This is a genomic window from Streptomyces sp. NPDC127117 (genome assembly GCF_042677325.1).
Taxonomy (GTDB): Bacteria; Actinomycetota; Actinomycetes; order Streptomycetales; family Streptomycetaceae; genus Streptomyces.
The window spans coordinates 1-15,106 of record NZ_JBHXTM010000050.1; the positions used below are offsets into that span (position 1 = coordinate 1).

The 15,106-nt window shown below is 70.4% G+C and carries 13 protein-coding genes; 9 read left to right on the forward strand and 4 right to left on the reverse strand.

What is annotated here, in order from left to right:
* From ACFVH0_RS31975 to ACFVH0_RS32015, 9 genes are all read left to right on the forward strand, one after another.
* The coding region (locus ACFVH0_RS31975) for a peptidase C14 (RefSeq protein ID WP_385825936.1) at window positions 1–1,622 on the forward strand (1,622 nt) is incomplete at its 5' end.
* 31 nt (window positions 1,623–1,653) lie between these two features.
* On the forward strand, window positions 1,654–2,910 hold the full coding sequence (locus ACFVH0_RS31980) for a Gfo/Idh/MocA family protein (RefSeq protein ID WP_385825938.1): 1,257 nt from the start codon (window positions 1,654–1,656) through the stop codon (window positions 2,908–2,910).
* A gap of 80 nt (window positions 2,911–2,990) precedes the next feature.
* The gene (locus tag ACFVH0_RS31985) at window positions 2,991–4,208 is read left to right on the forward strand and encodes an ABC transporter substrate-binding protein (protein ID WP_385825940.1); all 1,218 of its coding nucleotides are present in this window, start codon (window positions 2,991–2,993) and stop codon (window positions 4,206–4,208) included.
* Between the two features lie 108 nt (window positions 4,209–4,316).
* Entirely contained in the window at window positions 4,317–5,222 is a 906-nt protein-coding gene (locus ACFVH0_RS31990) for a carbohydrate ABC transporter permease (protein WP_093541011.1), read from the forward strand.
* Window positions 5,223–5,224: 2 nt separating this feature from the next.
* Complete coding sequence (locus tag ACFVH0_RS31995; protein ID WP_385825942.1) at window positions 5,225–6,172, forward strand: carbohydrate ABC transporter permease; 948 nt, start codon at window positions 5,225–5,227, stop codon at window positions 6,170–6,172.
* Between the two features lie 6 nt (window positions 6,173–6,178).
* Complete coding sequence (locus tag ACFVH0_RS32000) at window positions 6,179–7,207, forward strand: NAD-dependent epimerase/dehydratase family protein (RefSeq protein WP_385825944.1); 1,029 nt, start codon at window positions 6,179–6,181, stop codon at window positions 7,205–7,207.
* 8 nt (window positions 7,208–7,215) lie between these two features.
* A complete protein-coding gene (locus tag ACFVH0_RS32005) occupies window positions 7,216–8,271 on the forward strand; it encodes a dihydrodipicolinate synthase family protein (RefSeq protein ID WP_385825946.1) in 1,056 nt (351 codons plus the stop codon).
* Window positions 8,255–9,277: a hydroxyacid dehydrogenase gene (locus ACFVH0_RS32010; RefSeq protein WP_385825948.1), complete on the forward strand. Its 1,023-nt coding sequence runs from the start codon at window positions 8,255–8,257 to the stop codon at window positions 9,275–9,277. The genes ACFVH0_RS32005 and ACFVH0_RS32010 overlap by 17 nt, the downstream gene beginning before the upstream one ends.
* Window positions 9,278–9,325: 48 nt before the next feature.
* Window positions 9,326–10,174 carry a fumarylacetoacetate hydrolase family protein gene (locus ACFVH0_RS32015; RefSeq protein WP_385825950.1) on the forward strand — a complete coding sequence of 283 codons (849 nt, stop codon included), beginning with the start codon at window positions 9,326–9,328 and terminating at the stop codon, window positions 10,172–10,174.
* A gap of 6 nt (window positions 10,175–10,180) precedes the next feature.
* On the opposite strand, the gene ACFVH0_RS32020 is transcribed toward ACFVH0_RS32015, so the two are convergent.
* The 4 genes from ACFVH0_RS32020 to ACFVH0_RS32035 form a co-directional block, all read right to left on the reverse strand.
* Complete coding sequence (locus ACFVH0_RS32020) at window positions 10,181–11,872, reverse strand: flavin monoamine oxidase family protein (protein WP_385825952.1); 1,692 nt, start codon at window positions 11,870–11,872, stop codon at window positions 10,181–10,183.
* A 47-nt stretch (window positions 11,873–11,919) separates the two neighbouring features.
* Window positions 11,920–12,717: a carbon-nitrogen hydrolase family protein gene (locus ACFVH0_RS32025; protein WP_385825954.1), complete on the reverse strand. Its 798-nt coding sequence runs from the start codon at window positions 12,715–12,717 to the stop codon at window positions 11,920–11,922.
* A gap of 197 nt (window positions 12,718–12,914) precedes the next feature.
* On the reverse strand, window positions 12,915–13,370 hold the full coding sequence (locus ACFVH0_RS32030; protein ID WP_385825956.1) for an Lrp/AsnC family transcriptional regulator: 456 nt from the start codon (window positions 13,368–13,370) through the stop codon (window positions 12,915–12,917).
* Between the two features lie 110 nt (window positions 13,371–13,480).
* Window positions 13,481–14,938, reverse strand: a complete 1,458-nt coding sequence (locus tag ACFVH0_RS32035; RefSeq protein ID WP_385825958.1) for an aldehyde dehydrogenase family protein — start codon at window positions 14,936–14,938, stop codon at window positions 13,481–13,483.
* Between the last annotated feature and the right edge of the window lie 168 nt (window positions 14,939–15,106).

The window sequence follows — 15,106 nt, forward strand, 5'->3', positions numbered from 1 at the left end:
ACCGCATACGCACCGAAGGCATCGAGAAGAACACCCACGACAACCCCTTCGGCGCCGTCCTCTCCTTCCGCGGCACCGTCACCGACACCACCGTCGAACACACCCTGAGCGCCGCGATGCCGGACCTCTGCGACCTCTTCGAGGTCGGAGACTCGTCGAAGTTCGCCGTGGGCCAGTGGTGGGCCGTGGAGATCAACGCCCTGGCCGGGAAGTACGAGAAGGAGATCCAGCGGCTCGTCCAGGTCACCGATGTCGTCGACTCCACGCACATCCGGGTCAACTACCAGATCGGCTGGGATCTGGCCGCCGGCCGCACCCTGACCTGGACCCGCGTCGAGCCCGTCGACCGCGCCCACGTCCGCAACATGGTCTTCGAGGGCTGGGGCGAGGACGAGATGACCGGCTCGCACCCGGTCGCCTACGAGTACGCGGTGCGCTGCGACGTCTCCGGCATCGAGGCCATCGGCACCTTCTGGCCGGTGGTGATGCGCCGCTGGTGCACGTACTACCGCACCGAGCAGTGCTCGCTGACCAACCCGAAGTCCGTCACCTACGGCGGCGCCGGCTACCTCACCCAGCAGATCTACTGCCTGTACGGGCACGTCGAGGACTGTCACACCTCCAACGCCCGTCACCTCAACGACTTCACGGCCTCCGCCTACTGCTATGTCACCAACTGCCACGGCGACGGTGACGACGAGGGCCCGTTCGTGACGCACGGTCAGTTCGAGCACGACCTCGTCTACACCGGCAACTCCGGTCTGATGACCTTCGCCAACTCCGGCGCGGCCTGGGGCGGCAGGGCCAAGCGGATCACCGTACGCCGGCACGCCTGCTCCTGGTTCGTGGCCCGGGTCAAGATCACCGATCTGACCCTGGAGGACGTCCTGGTCGTCGGCAAGAAGTCCCTCGCAGGCTCCGGAATGCTCTGGGTCAACGCCGACGGTGTGCAGATGCGCGGCTGTACGGCCACCGGTCCACTGATCGTCTCCCGGGCCTCGGACCTCTCCGCCCGGCCCAATGTGATCGCCGACTCCTCGTTCGCGTTCGCGGCGGGCGCGGAGATCACCCAGGCCAACGTCAGCGCCCCGCTCAGCCTTCAGCGCTCCACTCTGAAGGGCGTCGACGGCGCGGTGTTCAACGGCACCGGTCCGCTCACCCTGGACCAGTGCACGCTGACCGGCTCCAAGGACACCGCCCCGGTCTCGCTCGCGCACTCCGAGGTCACCGTGCTGGGCGGCGAACTCCGGGACACCGGACTGAAGCTGACCTCGGCGAAGGACCAGCGACTGCGCATCGACGGAACACGGCTGAGCGGCACCAACAAGGACGGCGCCCTGCTCGCCCGTACCGGCTCCGGACGGACCGTCGACTGGCAGCTCACCGGCCTCGACTCGACCGCGCCCAAGGGCACCGCCCATGTGCTGGTCACCGAGGGCCCCAACCGCTACCGGGCCACCGGCTCCACCTTCACCGGCGGCCGGCTCGAACTGCGGCCCGCGGCGTTCACCGGCGACAGCCATCTGCTGCACACCGGCTGCGTCGAGGACGGCACCGAACGCACCGCGCTGCCGGACGAGGGCGACCGCGTCGCCCACACCGCGGCCACGCTGCGCATCTGACCACCACGCCCATCGAGCACCAGGGATTCCCGTGTCCACGCATACCCCGATCACCGGCCGGCCCGTACGGGTCGCGCTCGTCGGCGCCGGCAACCGCGGTCTGACGTACGCCGAGTGGATCAAGGCGCACCCCGAGCGCGCCGAGCTCGTCGCCGTCGCCGATCCGCGCCCCGCGGCGCGGGCCGCCGCCGGCGCACCCGTCGAGTTCGACGACTGGCGGCCGCTGGTCGACAACCGCATCGCCGACGCCGTCGTCGTCGCCACCCAGGACCGCTTCCATGTGGAGCCGGTGCTGGCACTGGCCGAGGCCGGCTACGCGATCCTCGCCGAGAAGCCCCTCGCCCCGACCGAGGAGGAGACCCGGCGGATCGTCGAGGGTGTGGAGCGGGCCGGAGTCCTGTTCGCGGTGTGCCACGTCATGCGGTACACCCCGTACACCGACCTGGTGAAGGAGGTCGTGGACTCCGGGGTGCTCGGTCAGCTGGTCTCCCTCGACCATCTGGAGCCGGTCGGCTGGTGGCACTACGCGCACAGCTATGTGCGCGGGCCGTGGCGCAGCGAGAAGGACTCCTCCCCGATGCTGCTCGCCAAGTCCTGCCACGACCTGGACTGGATCACGTATGTGATGGGCGGCCGGATCGAGCGGGTGTCCAGCTTCGGCGGGCTGAAGCACTTCCGGCCGGAGAACGCGCCGGCCGGGTCCGCCGAGCGCTGCCTCGACTGCGCGGTCGAGTCCGACTGCCCCTACAGCGCGCTGAAGCTCTACATGCCGACGCTGCGCGAGAAGGGCGCGGTCTGGCCGGTCACCCATGTCACCGAGGCGACCGACGAGGCCGGTCTCGTCACTGCGCTGCGCGAGGGCCCGTACGGCGTCTGCGCGTACCGGAGCGACAACGACGTGGTCGACCACCAGGTCCTCGCGATGCAGCTCACGGACGGGGTGACCGCGACCTTCCAGATGGTGGCGTTCACCGAGCAGACGCACCGCCAGACCCGGATCTTCGGCTCGCACGGCTGGCTGATCGGGGACGGCGAGCGGGTCACGGTGCAGGACTTCCGGACCGGCGAGACCACCGTCCATGAACTCGGCGCGTCCGGTTCGAACGCGGCCGACGGGCACGGCGGCGGGGACGCCGCGCTCGTCGAGGCGTTCGTCACCGCCGTCGCCACGGGTGACGCCGGGGCGGTCCGCTCCGGTCCCGCCACCTCGCTCGGCAGTCATCTCGCGGCGTTCGCCGCCGAACGTGCCCGGCACACCGGCACCGTCCAGACGGTCCCGGCGCAGTGACTTCTTCCCGCCCCACCCTCACGTCCTCGGAGGACCACCTCATGTCCCGTCTCCTCACCCGCCGTTCCAGAGTCCGCGCCGTGGCAGCCCCCGTGGTGGCCACCGCGCTCGCCGCCGGAGTGCTGGCCGGCTGTTCCGGCAGCGGCAGCGACGACAACACCGTCACCATGTGGACCTACCCGGTCATCTTCGACGAGGCCAAGAACAAGGCGTACTGGGACGGCCTGGTCAAGGCGTTCGAGAAGGAGCACAAGGGCGTCAAGGTGAAGGTGGAGACCTTCCCGTGGGCCAACCGCGACACCGCGCTGGCCACCGCGATCGCCTCCGGCAAGGGCCCGGACGCGGTCTACCTGATCCCGGACCAGCTGCCCAAGTACGCCAAGAGCATCGTCCCGGCCGACGACTACATGCCGGCCGACGCCAAGTCGGACTACACCGACTTCGCGCTGAAGTCCGTCACGGTCGACGGCAAGGCGCTCGGCACCCCGGTGCTGACCAGCGCCAACCCGCTGATCTGCGACAAGCGGGTGTTCGCCGCGATCGGCGAGAAGACCTACCCGACGAGCTGGGCGGACCTGGAGGCGCTGGCGCCGAAGCTGAAGGCGAAGGGCTACTACGCCACCAGCTACAGCGGTGACACCCAGCAGACCCTGAACATGACCTTCTACCCGCTGCTGTGGCAGGCCGGCGGCGACGTCTTCTCCGAGGACGGCAAGAACGTCACGTTCAACGACGCGGCCGGTGTGAAGGCGCTGACGTACCTGAAGAAGCTGGTCGAGGGCGGTTACACCGACAAGGACCTGGTCACCACCACTCCGAAGCTGGAGCAGACCCCGACCGCCAAGGGCAAGGTCGCCTGCACCTGGCAGAACACCCCGGCGGACGTCGAGCCGTTCTGGGGCAAGGAGAACATCGTCGTCCAGCCGCCGCTGAAGGACGCGAAGTCGGTCGGCTACGGCACGGTCGGCGCGCTGTCGATGCTGAAGGGCGCCGACAAGAAGAACACCGGTGACTGGCTGAACTTCGTCGCCGAGTCGAAGAACGCGGCCGGCCTGCAGAAGGGCGCGGGCTACTTCCCGGCCCGCAAGTCCGGCGGCGACCTGTACCCGGGCGACGCCCTGCAGACGGCGGTCGGCGCGACGCTGCCGAGCATGACCGTGGGCCCGCTCCAGGACAAGGCCCGTGAGGTCCAGGGCGTGCTCGCGCCGGAGATCCAGGCGGCGCTGCTGGGCAAGAAGAGCCCGCAGGAGGCGCTGAACGCCGCACAGAAGGCCGCGCAGGCGATGCTCGGCCGCTGACCGGGCGCGGTGCCCGGGTCCGGCCGCACCCCGACCCGGGCACCGCTCCCTCCCCGGGGGCACTCCCCCCGAACCCCCGCAATTCCCCCGTACCGCAAGGAGATCCCCGTGGCAGTCGTCGCGGAACCAACCCGCCGGGGCCGTCGCAGCGGGCCGCAGGCGCGCCGCGAGGCCCGGATCGGCCTGCTCTTCGTCCTTCCGTGTTTCCTGCTCTTCCTGGCGTTCCGGTTCGGTCCGGGCATCGCCGGTGTGCTGATGAGCTTCACCGACTACTCCCTCACGGGCGGCGGCAGCTTCATCGGGCTGGACAACTTCACCCGCCTCTGGGACGACCCGCTGTTCTGGCAGGCGCTGAAGGTCACGGTCCTCTACACCGTGCTCGCCGTGCCGGGCACGCTCATCGCCTCGGTGTCGCTGGCACTGATCACCCGCCGCGCGTTCCGCGGCGCCAAGTTCTTCCGTTCGGTGTTCTTCCTGCCGGTCGTCACCTCGCTGGTGCTGGCCGCCACCGTCTTCGTCTGGATCTTCTCGACCGGCGGACCGTGGTCCACCCTGATGAGCTGGTTCGGGATGTCCGAGGGTTCCTGGCTCTCCGACGACGTGCTGGTGCTGCCCGCGCTCGCGATCGTCGGCGTCTGGTCCCGCTTCGGGTACGGGATGCTCATCCTGCTGGCCCGGATGCAGGACATCCCCCGGGAGCTGGAGGAAGCCGCGCTCACCGACGGCGCGGGCCCCTGGCAGCGGTTCCGGTACATCGTGCTGCCGCAGCTCAAGCCCGCCCTGTTCTTCCTCGCCGTGATCGAGACGACGGCGTCGTTCCAGGTCTTCGACGCGGTCTACACGATGACCGGCGGCGGCCCCGCCAACGCCAGCTACACGCTCGTCTTCCAGCTCTACGACGCGGGCTTCAAGTACTTCGACCTGGGTTACGCCTCCGCCATCGGCGTCGCGCTCTTCGCGCTGACCGTGGTGGTCGCGGTGATCCAGCGGCTCGTGATCGGGAAGGACCAGTGACCATGACCGCAGCACCCGCCCAGACCGAGACCCCGCCCGCGCCCGAGGCCCCGGCGCCCCCCGACCGGGCCACCCGCCGCGCCGAACGCAAGCTGCGCAAGCTCTCGGAGCAGGACACCGTCCCGCACGGCATGCGGCCCAGCCGGGCCGGCCGGATCGGGCGCGCCGCGCTGCTGACGGTGGCGGCGATCGTGACGATCTTCCCGTTCTACGCGATGGTCGTGCTCTCCCTGAAGCCGTCCGCGGCGGTCGAGTTCCCCGGCAGCCTGCTGCCGTGGCCGCTGACCGGCGAGGCGTACGACACCGTCATGAACGCCCAGGACGTTCCGCGCTGGCTGGTCAACACGCTGGTCTACTCGGTCGTCTCGGTCGTCGGCGTGCTGCTGCTCGCCTCGCTCGCCGGGTACGCGTTCGCCAAGAAGCGCTTCCCGGGCCGGGAGACCATGTTCTGGTCGTTCCTGTCGATGGTGATGGTCCCGTACCACGTCACGATGATCCCGACGTTCGCGATGATCGCGAAGCTGGGCGGCGTGGACACGTACTGGGGTCTGATCGTGCCGACCCTGGCCAACGCCCAGGCGGTGTTCCTGATGCGGCAGTTCATCCAGGGACTGCCGGACGAACTCTTCGAGGCGGCCCGGCTGGACGGCTGCAACGAGTGGCAGATCTTCTACCGGATCGTGCTGCCGCTGCTGAAGCCGATCCTGGCCACGCTCGGCGTCTTCGTCTTCCTGTGGCACTGGAACGACTTCCTGTGGCCGCTGGTCATCGGCCAGTCCACCGACATGCGCACCCTCACCGTCGGCATCGCCTCGCTCCAGCAGCAGAACGTGCCGCTCAACGTGGTGCTCTCCGGCTCCGTCATCGCGTTCGTGCCCATCTTCGCCGCGTACATGGTGGGCCAGCGCTACTTCACCGAGGGCGTCACCGCGTCCGGAATCAAGGGATAGCTACGAATGTTCACCGATGAGGCCGCGCTCGAAGAGCGGCTCGCCACCCCCTCCCCCGCGCTCGTCGCCGATCTCGGCCGCCTCGAAGGCGATCTGCTGGTGCTCGGAGCGGGCGGCAAGATGGGCCCCAGCCTGTGCCGACTGGCCCGCCGGGCGCTGGACGCCGCGGGCCGCGACGACGTGACCGTGTACGCGGTCTCCCGCTGGTCCGACAAGTCCGCCGCCGACGAGCTGGAGGCCGCCGGGGTCTCCACCGTGGCCTTCGACCTGATGGACCCGGCCGCCGACCTGGCCGAACTGCCGGACGCCGGGAACGTCGTCTTCATGGTCGGCGCCAAATTCGGCTCCGCCGGGGCCCCTTCGCACGCCTGGGCGGTGAACGCCGCGATGCCGGACCGGGTTGCGCGCCGCTGGTCGGGAGCGCGGATCGCCGCGTTCTCCACCGGCAATGTGTACCCGCTGGTGCCGGTCTCCTCCGGCGGCTGCACCGAGAGCGACCCGGTCGGCCCGGTCGGCGAGTACGCCATGTCCTGCCTGGGCCGGGAGCGGATCTTCGGCCACGCCGCACTGACCCGCGGCACCAAGGTCGCCAACATCCGCCTCAACTACGCGGTCGACCTGCGCTACGGCGTCCTCGCCGACATCGCGTACCGCGTACAGGCCGGCGAGCCCGTCGATGTGACGACCGGTCATGCCAATGTGGTGTGGCAGGGGTACGCCAACGAGGTCGCGCTGCGCTCACTGCTGCACGCCACCGACGGCGAGGCGTTCACCATCAACCTCACCGGCCCCGAGACCGCTTCGGTGCGCCGCATCGCCCGGTGGTTCGGCGAGGAGTTCGGCAAGGAGCCGGTGTTCGCCGGCGAGGAGGCTCCCACCGCGTTGCTCTCCGACGCGAGCCGCTGCCACGCGCTGTTCGGGTATCCGGACGTCGCGCTGCGCACCCTCGTCGAGTGGCAGGCCGACTGGCTGCGCCGCGGGCTGCCGCTGTCCGGCAAGCCCACCAAGTTCCAGGTCCGTGACGGAAGGTTCTGATCCACTCCATGTCCACTCCCTCCCTCGCGTCGACCCCTGCCCTGGACGCGCTCGCCCAGGGTGCCGTGATCCCCGCGCACCCGCTCGCCCTGCACGACGACGGCTCCTTCGACGAGCGCCGGCAGCGTGCGCTGACCCGCTACTACCTGGCCTCGGGCGCGGGCGGTGTCGCCGTCGCCGTGCACACCACCCAGTTCGAGATCCGCGAGCCGGAGGTCGGCCTGTTCCGGCCGGTGCTGGAACTCGCCGCCGAGACGATCGACGCCGAGGCCGGCCGCCCGTTCATCAAGGTCGCCGGTGCCTGTGGGTACACGGCCCAGGCCGTGGCGGAGGCGGAGACCGCCGCCGGGCTCGGCTACGACGCGGTGCTGCTCAGCCCGGCCGTGCCCGGCGCGGACGAGAAGGGCCTGCTGGAGCGGGCGCGGGCGGTCGGCGAGGTGCTGCCGGTGATCGGCTTCTACCTCCAGGAGGCCGTCGGCGGACGCTATCTGTCGCCGCACTTCTGGTCCTCGTTCACCGATCTGCCGAACACGGCCGCGGTGAAGATCGCCCCGTTCGACCGCTACCGCACCGCCGATGTCGTACGCGCCGTGGCCGCCGCCGACCGGGCCGACGAGGTGGCGCTGTACACCGGCAACGACGACGACATCATCGGTGATCTGCTCACCCCGTACGAGACGGCGGCCGGCCGGCCGCGCTGGTTCGCGGGCGGGCTGCTCGGCCAGTGGGCCGTGTGGACCGGCTCCGCCGTGACGCTCCTGGACGATGTCCGAAGGGCCCGCGGCGGGGACCACGAGGCGATGGTGCGCTGCCTGGCCCGGCGTCCGGAGCTGACCGATGCCAACAGCGCGGTCTTCGATGTGCGCGGCGCGTTCCGCGGCTGCATCGCCGGTGTTCACGAAGTGCTGCGCCGCCAGGGCCTGTTGGCGAACATCCGGTGCCTGGACCCGGCCGAGACGCTCTCCCCCGGGCAGGCCGAGGAGATCAGCCGGGTGGCCGCGGCCTACCCTTGGCTGACCGATGACGCCTTCGTTGCGGAGCACCTCGATGCCTGGCTCTCCTGATCCTGCCGATCGCTCCCGGGTGGTCGTCGCCGTACCGCCGGGCCTGCGCGGCCAGTTCTTCACCGCCGAGGTGTGGCGGGAGCTCGAACGGTCGGCCGACCCGGTCGTCATCGACGACCACTCCGACCGGGCGGCGGTCGCGGCCGCGCTGCCCGGCGCCCGTGCGCTGATCACCTCGTGGCGGGCGCCCAAGGTGGATGCCGGGCTGCTCGCCTCGGCCGACCGGCTGGAGCTGGTGGCGCACACCGGTTCGGCGGTCGCGCCCTATGTCACCGAGGAGGTGTTCCGGCGGGGCATCCTGGTCACCCAGGCCGGTGACGAGATGGCCCGCCCGGTCGCCGAGGTGGCCCTGGCCTTCACGCTCTCGCTGCTCCACCGCATCCAGCGCTTCGACCACGCGCTGCGCGGCGGGCTGGAGTGGGCGGCGGCGAGCGAGGCCCCGCCGCGCCACGAGATCCACGGCTGTGACGTCGGCGTGGTCGGCGCCTCCCGCACCGGGCGCGCCTACATCGCCCTGGTGCGGGCGATGGGCGCGCGGGTGAGCGTCACCGACCCGTATCTGTCCGCCGCGGACGCCGAGGCGCTCGGGGTGGAGTCCGTACCCCTCGAAACGCTGCTCTCGCGCAGCAGGATCGTGGCCGTGCACGCGCCGGTCACCGAGGAGACCCACCGGATGATCGGCGCCGAGCAGCTGGCGCTGATGCCGGACGGGGCGGGTCTGGTGAACACGGCCAGGTCGTGGCTGGTGGACGAGGACGCGCTCCTCTCCGAACTGGCCTCGGGCCGGCTGGACGCGGCGATCGATGTCTTCGACGCCGAACCGCTGCCCGTCGGCCACCCCTTCCGTTCGCTGCCGAACGTGCTGCTCACCCCGCACCAGGCGGCGGGCAGCGTCGAGTGCCGGCAGCGGCTGGGCACCAGCGCCGTCAACGAGGTGCTGCGGCTGCTCGCCGGGCGACCCCCGGTCCACGCCGTCACCGCCGACGCCCTCGCCCGTCTGCACTAAGGGCTCGCCGAGCCCTCAACCCCCGTACCGTTCAGGAGATTTCACTTCATGCGACTGATGCGCATCGGCGAGCCGGGCCACGAGCGCCCGGTCCTCGTCTGCCCCGAGGGCCGTCACTACGACCTGTCCGGCGTCACCGAGGACATCGACGGCGCGTTCCTCGCCGCACTCGCCGACAACCCGCACCTGGTGCCCGCCGAGCCGGTGCTCCCGGAGACCGACATCACCGGTCAGCGGATCGGCGCCCCGGTGGCCCGGCCGTCCGCGCTGCTCTGCATCGGGCAGAACTACGCGGCCCACGCGGCGGAGTCGGGGGCCGAGCCGCCCGAGCAGCCGATCCTCTTCTACAAGTCGCCGAACACCGTCGTCGGCCCGTACGACGACGTGCTGATCCCGCGCGGCTCGAAGAAGACGGACTGGGAGGTGGAGCTGGCCGTGGTCATCGGCCGCCGCGCCTCCTACCTGGCCTCCCCCGCCGACGCCGCCGCGCACATCGCGGGCTACGCCGTCAGCAACGACGTGTCCGAACGGGCCTTCCAGCTGGAGGAGTCGGGCGGGCAGTGGTCCAAGGGCAAGAGCTGCGCCACGTTCAACCCGCTGGGCCCGGTGCTGGTGACGGCCGACGAGGTCGGCGACCCGCAGCAGCTGCGGCTGCGCAGCTTCGTCAACGGTGAGCCCCGCCAGGACTCCTCCACCGCGGACATGATCTTCAGCGTGGCGCATCTGGTGCACCACCTGTCGCAGTACCTGGTGCTGGAGCCCGGCGACATCATCAACACCGGCACCCCGCAGGGCGTGGCGCTGTCCGGCCGCTTCCCCTACCTGGGCCCGGACGATGTGATGGAGGTCGAGATCTCTGGCCTCGGCCGGCAGCGCAGCGTCTGCCGGCCCGCGTAACGAGGCTCAGTCCTCCGGGAGTTCGACCGGGGCGATGTCGTCGAAGACATCGCCCGGGCCGGGGTTCGTCGCATCGGTCGCGCCGCCGAACCGGGTCATCACACCCCAGACGGCGTTGAGCGCGGTCTGCACGGCGCCCTCGGCCCATCCGGCCGTCCAGGAGATGTCGTCGCCCGCGAGGAACAGCCCCCGGCGGTCGGCGGGCAGCCGGTCCTGCATGAAGTGGGTGAACAGCCGCCGCTGGTAGCGGTAGTGGCCCGGCAGGTTGGCCTTGAACGCGCCCATGAACCAGGGCTCGTTCTCCCAGGAGACCGTGACCGGGTTGCCGATGATGTGCTTCCTGATGTCGACGTCCGGGTAGATCTCGCCGAGCGACTTGAGCATGACGTCCATGCGCTCGTTCGGGGAGAGCGGCAGCCACTTCAGGCTGTCGTCGCACCAGGTGTACGAGAGGCAGATGACGGCGGGCTTGTCGGGGCCGTCGTCCAGCAGGTACGTCCCCCGGGTCATCCGGTCGGTGAGCGTCATCGACATGGCCTCCCGCCCCGTGGCCTCGTCCTTGTCGAGCCAGAACGGCCGGTCGACGGGGACGAAGAGCTTGGACGACTCCATGTAGTGGGTGCGCTCCATCGCCGTCCAGTGGTCGATCGGGAAGAGCGCGTCGTCGCAGTCGATCTTCGAGAGCAGCAGCCAGGACTGCCCGGTGAAGATCGCGGCCGGGTAGGTACGGATGTCGCCGGTGGCGTCGGTGACGGTGATCCGGTTGCCGGCGGTGCGGTTCAGCCGGGTCACGGCGGGGCGCGGTTCGCCGTCGTGCAGCGAGGACAGCGACGTGCCGAGCGGCCAGTGGACGATCTTCTCGGGTTCGCGGTCCCAGAGCCGCAGCGGGAGCTGCTGGCTGCCGCCGACGATGCCCCGGTGGTGGTCGTCCGCCTCGGTGTAGACGACGCGGAGGATCTCCAGGATGGAGTTGGGGAAGTCGGTGTCCCAGCCGCCGGTGCCGAAGCCGACCTGGCCGAAGATCTCCCGGTGCCGGAACGACTTGAAGGCGTCGGAGTCGCAGAGGAATCCGTAGAAGGTCTGGTTGTCGAGCTTCTGGACGAGCTTCGACCAGATCTCCCGGATGCGCGGCACATCGCGCTCACGCATCGCGCGGTTCATGTCGGAGAAGTCCGCGCCCTCCTCCAGGCACCGGTTCCAGGCGTCCATCACATCGCGGTAGACCTGCGGCAGGTCGTCGATGGTCCGCGCGTAGTGGGACTCGCCCTTGAGGTCGACGACGGTCGAGGGGGTGGCCGGGGAGAGCGGGTTGGGGAACGGCTTCGTCTCCAGGCCGACCAGGTCGATGTAGTGCTGGAGCGCGGTGGAGGACGGCGGGAACCGCATCGCGCCCATCTCGGCGGTGAGCTGCGGGTCGCAGCCGTCGAAGCCGACGGTGCGCAGCCGGCCGCCGATCTCGTCCGCCTCGTAGACGACGGGCTTGAGCCCCATCTTCATCAGCTCGTACGCGGCGACGATGCCGGAGAGCCCGCCGCCGATGACGGCGACCTCGGTGCCGTGCTCGGTCGCCGGTATCTGCCCGATGCCGGCGGGGTGCGCCAGGTAGTCGTCGTACGCGTAGGGGAAGTCCGGTCCGAACATGGTGATCGGCTCGGCGGCGTCGGTGTGCTGGACGGCGTTGGGCACCGTGGACGTCATGGGGTACGGACTCCTTGCGCGAAAGACAGTGGAACGGTGGGGCGGGCTCAGACGAGGGAGCCGTACAGGCCGGGGCGGCGGTCGTGCAGATACGGGTTGGCGGTCCGCGAGGCGCTCAGCAGCGCGGGGTCCACCTCACCGACGACCAGTTCCTTTCCGCGCCCGGCGCGACTGCGGACGGCGCCGTCGGGACCGGCCAGGCAGCTCAGCCCGACGAACTCGAACTCGCCCTCCTGACCGGTCCTGTTGACGTACGCCACGTACATCTGGTTCTCGAAGGCGCGGACCGGTACGAGGGACTCGGCGACGAACTGGAAGGGGTGCATCTGCGCGGTGGGCACCAGCAGCAGATCGGTGCCCGCGAGGGCGTGGGCGCGGACGTTCTCCGGGAACTCGACGTCGTAGCAGATCATGATCCCGATGCGTACGCCGTCCAGTTCGGCCTGGACCACGGTCTGCTCGCCGGGGGTGAACCACTCGTGCTCGAAGGAGCCGAAGAGATGGGTCTTGCGGTAGTTGGCGAGCGGTGCTCCGTCCGGGCCGATGAGCTGTGCGGCGTTGAAGATCCGCTCGCCGGCGCGCTCCGGGTAGCCGTAGAGGACGGCGAGTCGGTGCCGGGCGGCGATCTCACCCACGGCCAGGGCGGACGGCCCGTCGGCCGGCTCGGCCAGCCGGGGCACCTCGGCCCCGATCGCGTAGCCGGTCAGGAACAGTTCGGGGCAGACCAGGAGCCGGGCCCCGGCGTCGGCCGCACGCCGCGCCGCGCCGTCGAGCACCTCGATGTTCTCGGCCACGTGCCCGGGACGTCCGGAGTTCTGGAGCAGGGCGGTACGCAACGGCGGCATGGCTGACCTCGGACGGTGCGGGCTGGCGGGGACGTATCGACGGTACGGTCCGCCGCTCGTGCCGGACAAGGCGCGAGCGTTGCGCGTGCACCGTCGATCCATTGCGCGCGAAAGGCCGTCGGCGGCGATTCATTGCGTGGGGCGTCTTCGCAGGTCAAAAGGGTGACCTGGGTCTCATACGGCTCGGGGCGCGGACCCTACTCCGGCGCGCCCGACGAGTACCGCCGCAGCAGCGGCGACAGCACCAGTACGGACTTCGTCCGCTCCACGTACGGCTCGCCCGCGATCCGCTCCAGCACTTGCTCGAAGTGGCGCATGTCGGCGGCGAAGACCTGCACGATCGCGTCGGCCTCCCCGGTCACCGTGGAGGCCGAGGCGATCTCCGGATAGCGCGCGAGCCCCCGCCTGATCGCCTCCGGCGAGGTGTTGCGGCTGCAGTAGATCTCGATGAACCCCTCGGTCTCCCAGCCGAGCGCCGCCGGGTCGACCCGGACCGTGAAGCCGGTGATGGCGCCCTCGGCGCGGAGCCGGTCCACCCGGCGTTTCACGGCGGGCGCGGACAGGCCGATCATCGCGCCGATGTCCGCGTAGGAGCGCCGGGCGTCTTCGGCGAGGGCGTGGACGATGCGTTCGTCGAGGTCGTTCAGGCGCACGTCGGGCGGTTCACTTCTCTGCGATGGCCGGTGTCGGGGGCGGCGCGGGCCGCCCCCGAAGTAGACCATGGCGCGCCCGCCCGGGCGCGCTCACGGCGGTGTGCGACCGGTCAGAACGGGAACCGCGAACGGCCGTGCTGCACGGAGATCCACTTCTGGGTGGTGAAGGCCTCGATCATCGAGTCGCCGTTCAGCCGGCCGAGGCCGGAGCTCTTCTCGCCACCGAAGGGGACGATCGGCTCGTCGTGGACCGTGCCGTCGTTGATGTGGATCATGCCGGTGTGGATGCGCTGCCCGACCCGTACACCGCGCTCGATGTCGCCGGTGTGCACCGCGCCGCTCAGGCCGTACGGAGTGTCGTTGGCGATCCGGACCGCCTCGTCCTCGCCGTCGAACGGGATGAGCAGTGCGACCGGGCCGAAGATCTCCTGGGAGAGTACGGGGGAATCGGCGGCCAGCCCGGTCAGCACGGACGGGCTCACCAGATTGCCGTCGGCGCTGCCGTGCAGCAGGGCCGTCGCACCGGCCGCGACGGTCTGGTCGACGAGCGAGGAAATGGCCTCGGCCTGCGAGGAGTTGATCAGCGGGCCGATCACGGTGTCCGGCTCGGCCGGGTCGCCGACCTTGAGCGAGGCGACCTTGGCGACGAACTTCTCGGTGAACTCCCGCTCCACCGCCCGGTCGACCAGGATCCGGTTGGCGGCCATGCAGACCTGGCCCTGGTGCACATACCGGCTGAAGACGGCCGCGTCCACGGCGTAGTCGAGATCGGCGTCGTCGAGGACGATCAGCGCGCTGTTGCCGCCGAGTTCGAGCACGGCGCTCTTGAGGTTCGCCGCGCACACCGTGGCGACGTGCCGTCCCACCTTGTCCGAGCCGGTGAAGGAGATGACCTGCGGCACGGGGTGCTCCAGCAGGGCGTCGCCGATCTCGGCGATGTCGGTGACCACGACGTTCAGCAGGCCGGCCGGCAGCCCGGCCTCCTCGAACACCTTCGCCACCAGCGTGCCGCCGCAGACCGGGGTGTTCTGGTGCGGCTTGAGCACCACCGCGTTGCCGAGCGCGAGGGCGGGGGCGACCGACTTCAGGGACAGCAGGAACGGGAAGTTGAAGGGGCTGATGACACCGACGACGCCGACGGGCACCCGGTAGACCCGGTTCTCCTTGCCCTCGGTCGGCGAGGGCAGGATCTGCCCGGAGGGGCGCAGCGCGAGCTGGACCGACTCCCGCAGGAACTCCTTGGCGAGGTGCAGCTCGAAGGCCGCCTTCAGCCGGGTGCCGCCCAGCTCCGCGACGATGGCGTCACCGATCTCGGACTCGCGCTCCTCGACGATCCGCAGCGCCCGCTCCAGCACCGCGCGCCGGGCGTACGGGTTGGTCTCGCCCCAGGCCCGCTGGGCGTCCTGCGCGGACCGGTACGCCTGGTCGACCTCGTCGGCCGTGGCAACCGTGATCGAGGCGAGCTTCTCCCCGTTGTACGGGTTGAAGTCGATGATGTCCCAGGACCCCTTGCCCGGCCTCCACTCTCCGTCGATGTACTGATGGGCCAGGTCGGTGAAGAAGGACATGAGTTCCCTTACCACGGAGGAACGGGCAGCTGATTGCGCTTCATGTTACTTATATTTCAATGGGGTTGAAGCGGGTGAGGGAGCCTTCGAACGGCTGGAACCGGACATCCGCGCGGGCCCTCGCGGCCACCCGGAAACACCGGTGCCCCTCCGGGCCGCAGCGGCCGG

Bases quoted from the DNA above. Each gene is read 5' to 3' on its own strand.
- ACFVH0_RS31995 (WP_385825942.1), top strand. From the start codon at position 5,225: ATGACCGCAGCACCCGCCCAGACCGAGACCCCGCCCGCGCCCGAGGCC.
- ACFVH0_RS32000 (WP_385825944.1), top strand. From the start codon at position 6,179: ATGTTCACCGATGAGGCCGCGCTCGAAGAGCGGCTCGCCACCCCCTCC.
- ACFVH0_RS32005 (WP_385825946.1), top strand. From the start codon at position 7,216: ATGTCCACTCCCTCCCTCGCGTCGACCCCTGCCCTGGACGCGCTCGCC.
- ACFVH0_RS32010 (WP_385825948.1), top strand. From the start codon at position 8,255: ATGCCTGGCTCTCCTGATCCTGCCGATCGCTCCCGGGTGGTCGTCGCC.
- ACFVH0_RS32015 (WP_385825950.1), top strand. From the start codon at position 9,326: ATGCGACTGATGCGCATCGGCGAGCCGGGCCACGAGCGCCCGGTCCTC.
- ACFVH0_RS32020 (WP_385825952.1), bottom strand. From the start codon at position 11,872: ATGACGTCCACGGTGCCCAACGCCGTCCAGCACACCGACGCCGCCGAG.
- ACFVH0_RS32025 (WP_385825954.1), bottom strand. From the start codon at position 12,717: ATGCCGCCGTTGCGTACCGCCCTGCTCCAGAACTCCGGACGTCCCGGG.
- ACFVH0_RS32035 (WP_385825958.1), bottom strand. From the start codon at position 14,938: ATGTCCTTCTTCACCGACCTGGCCCATCAGTACATCGACGGAGAGTGG.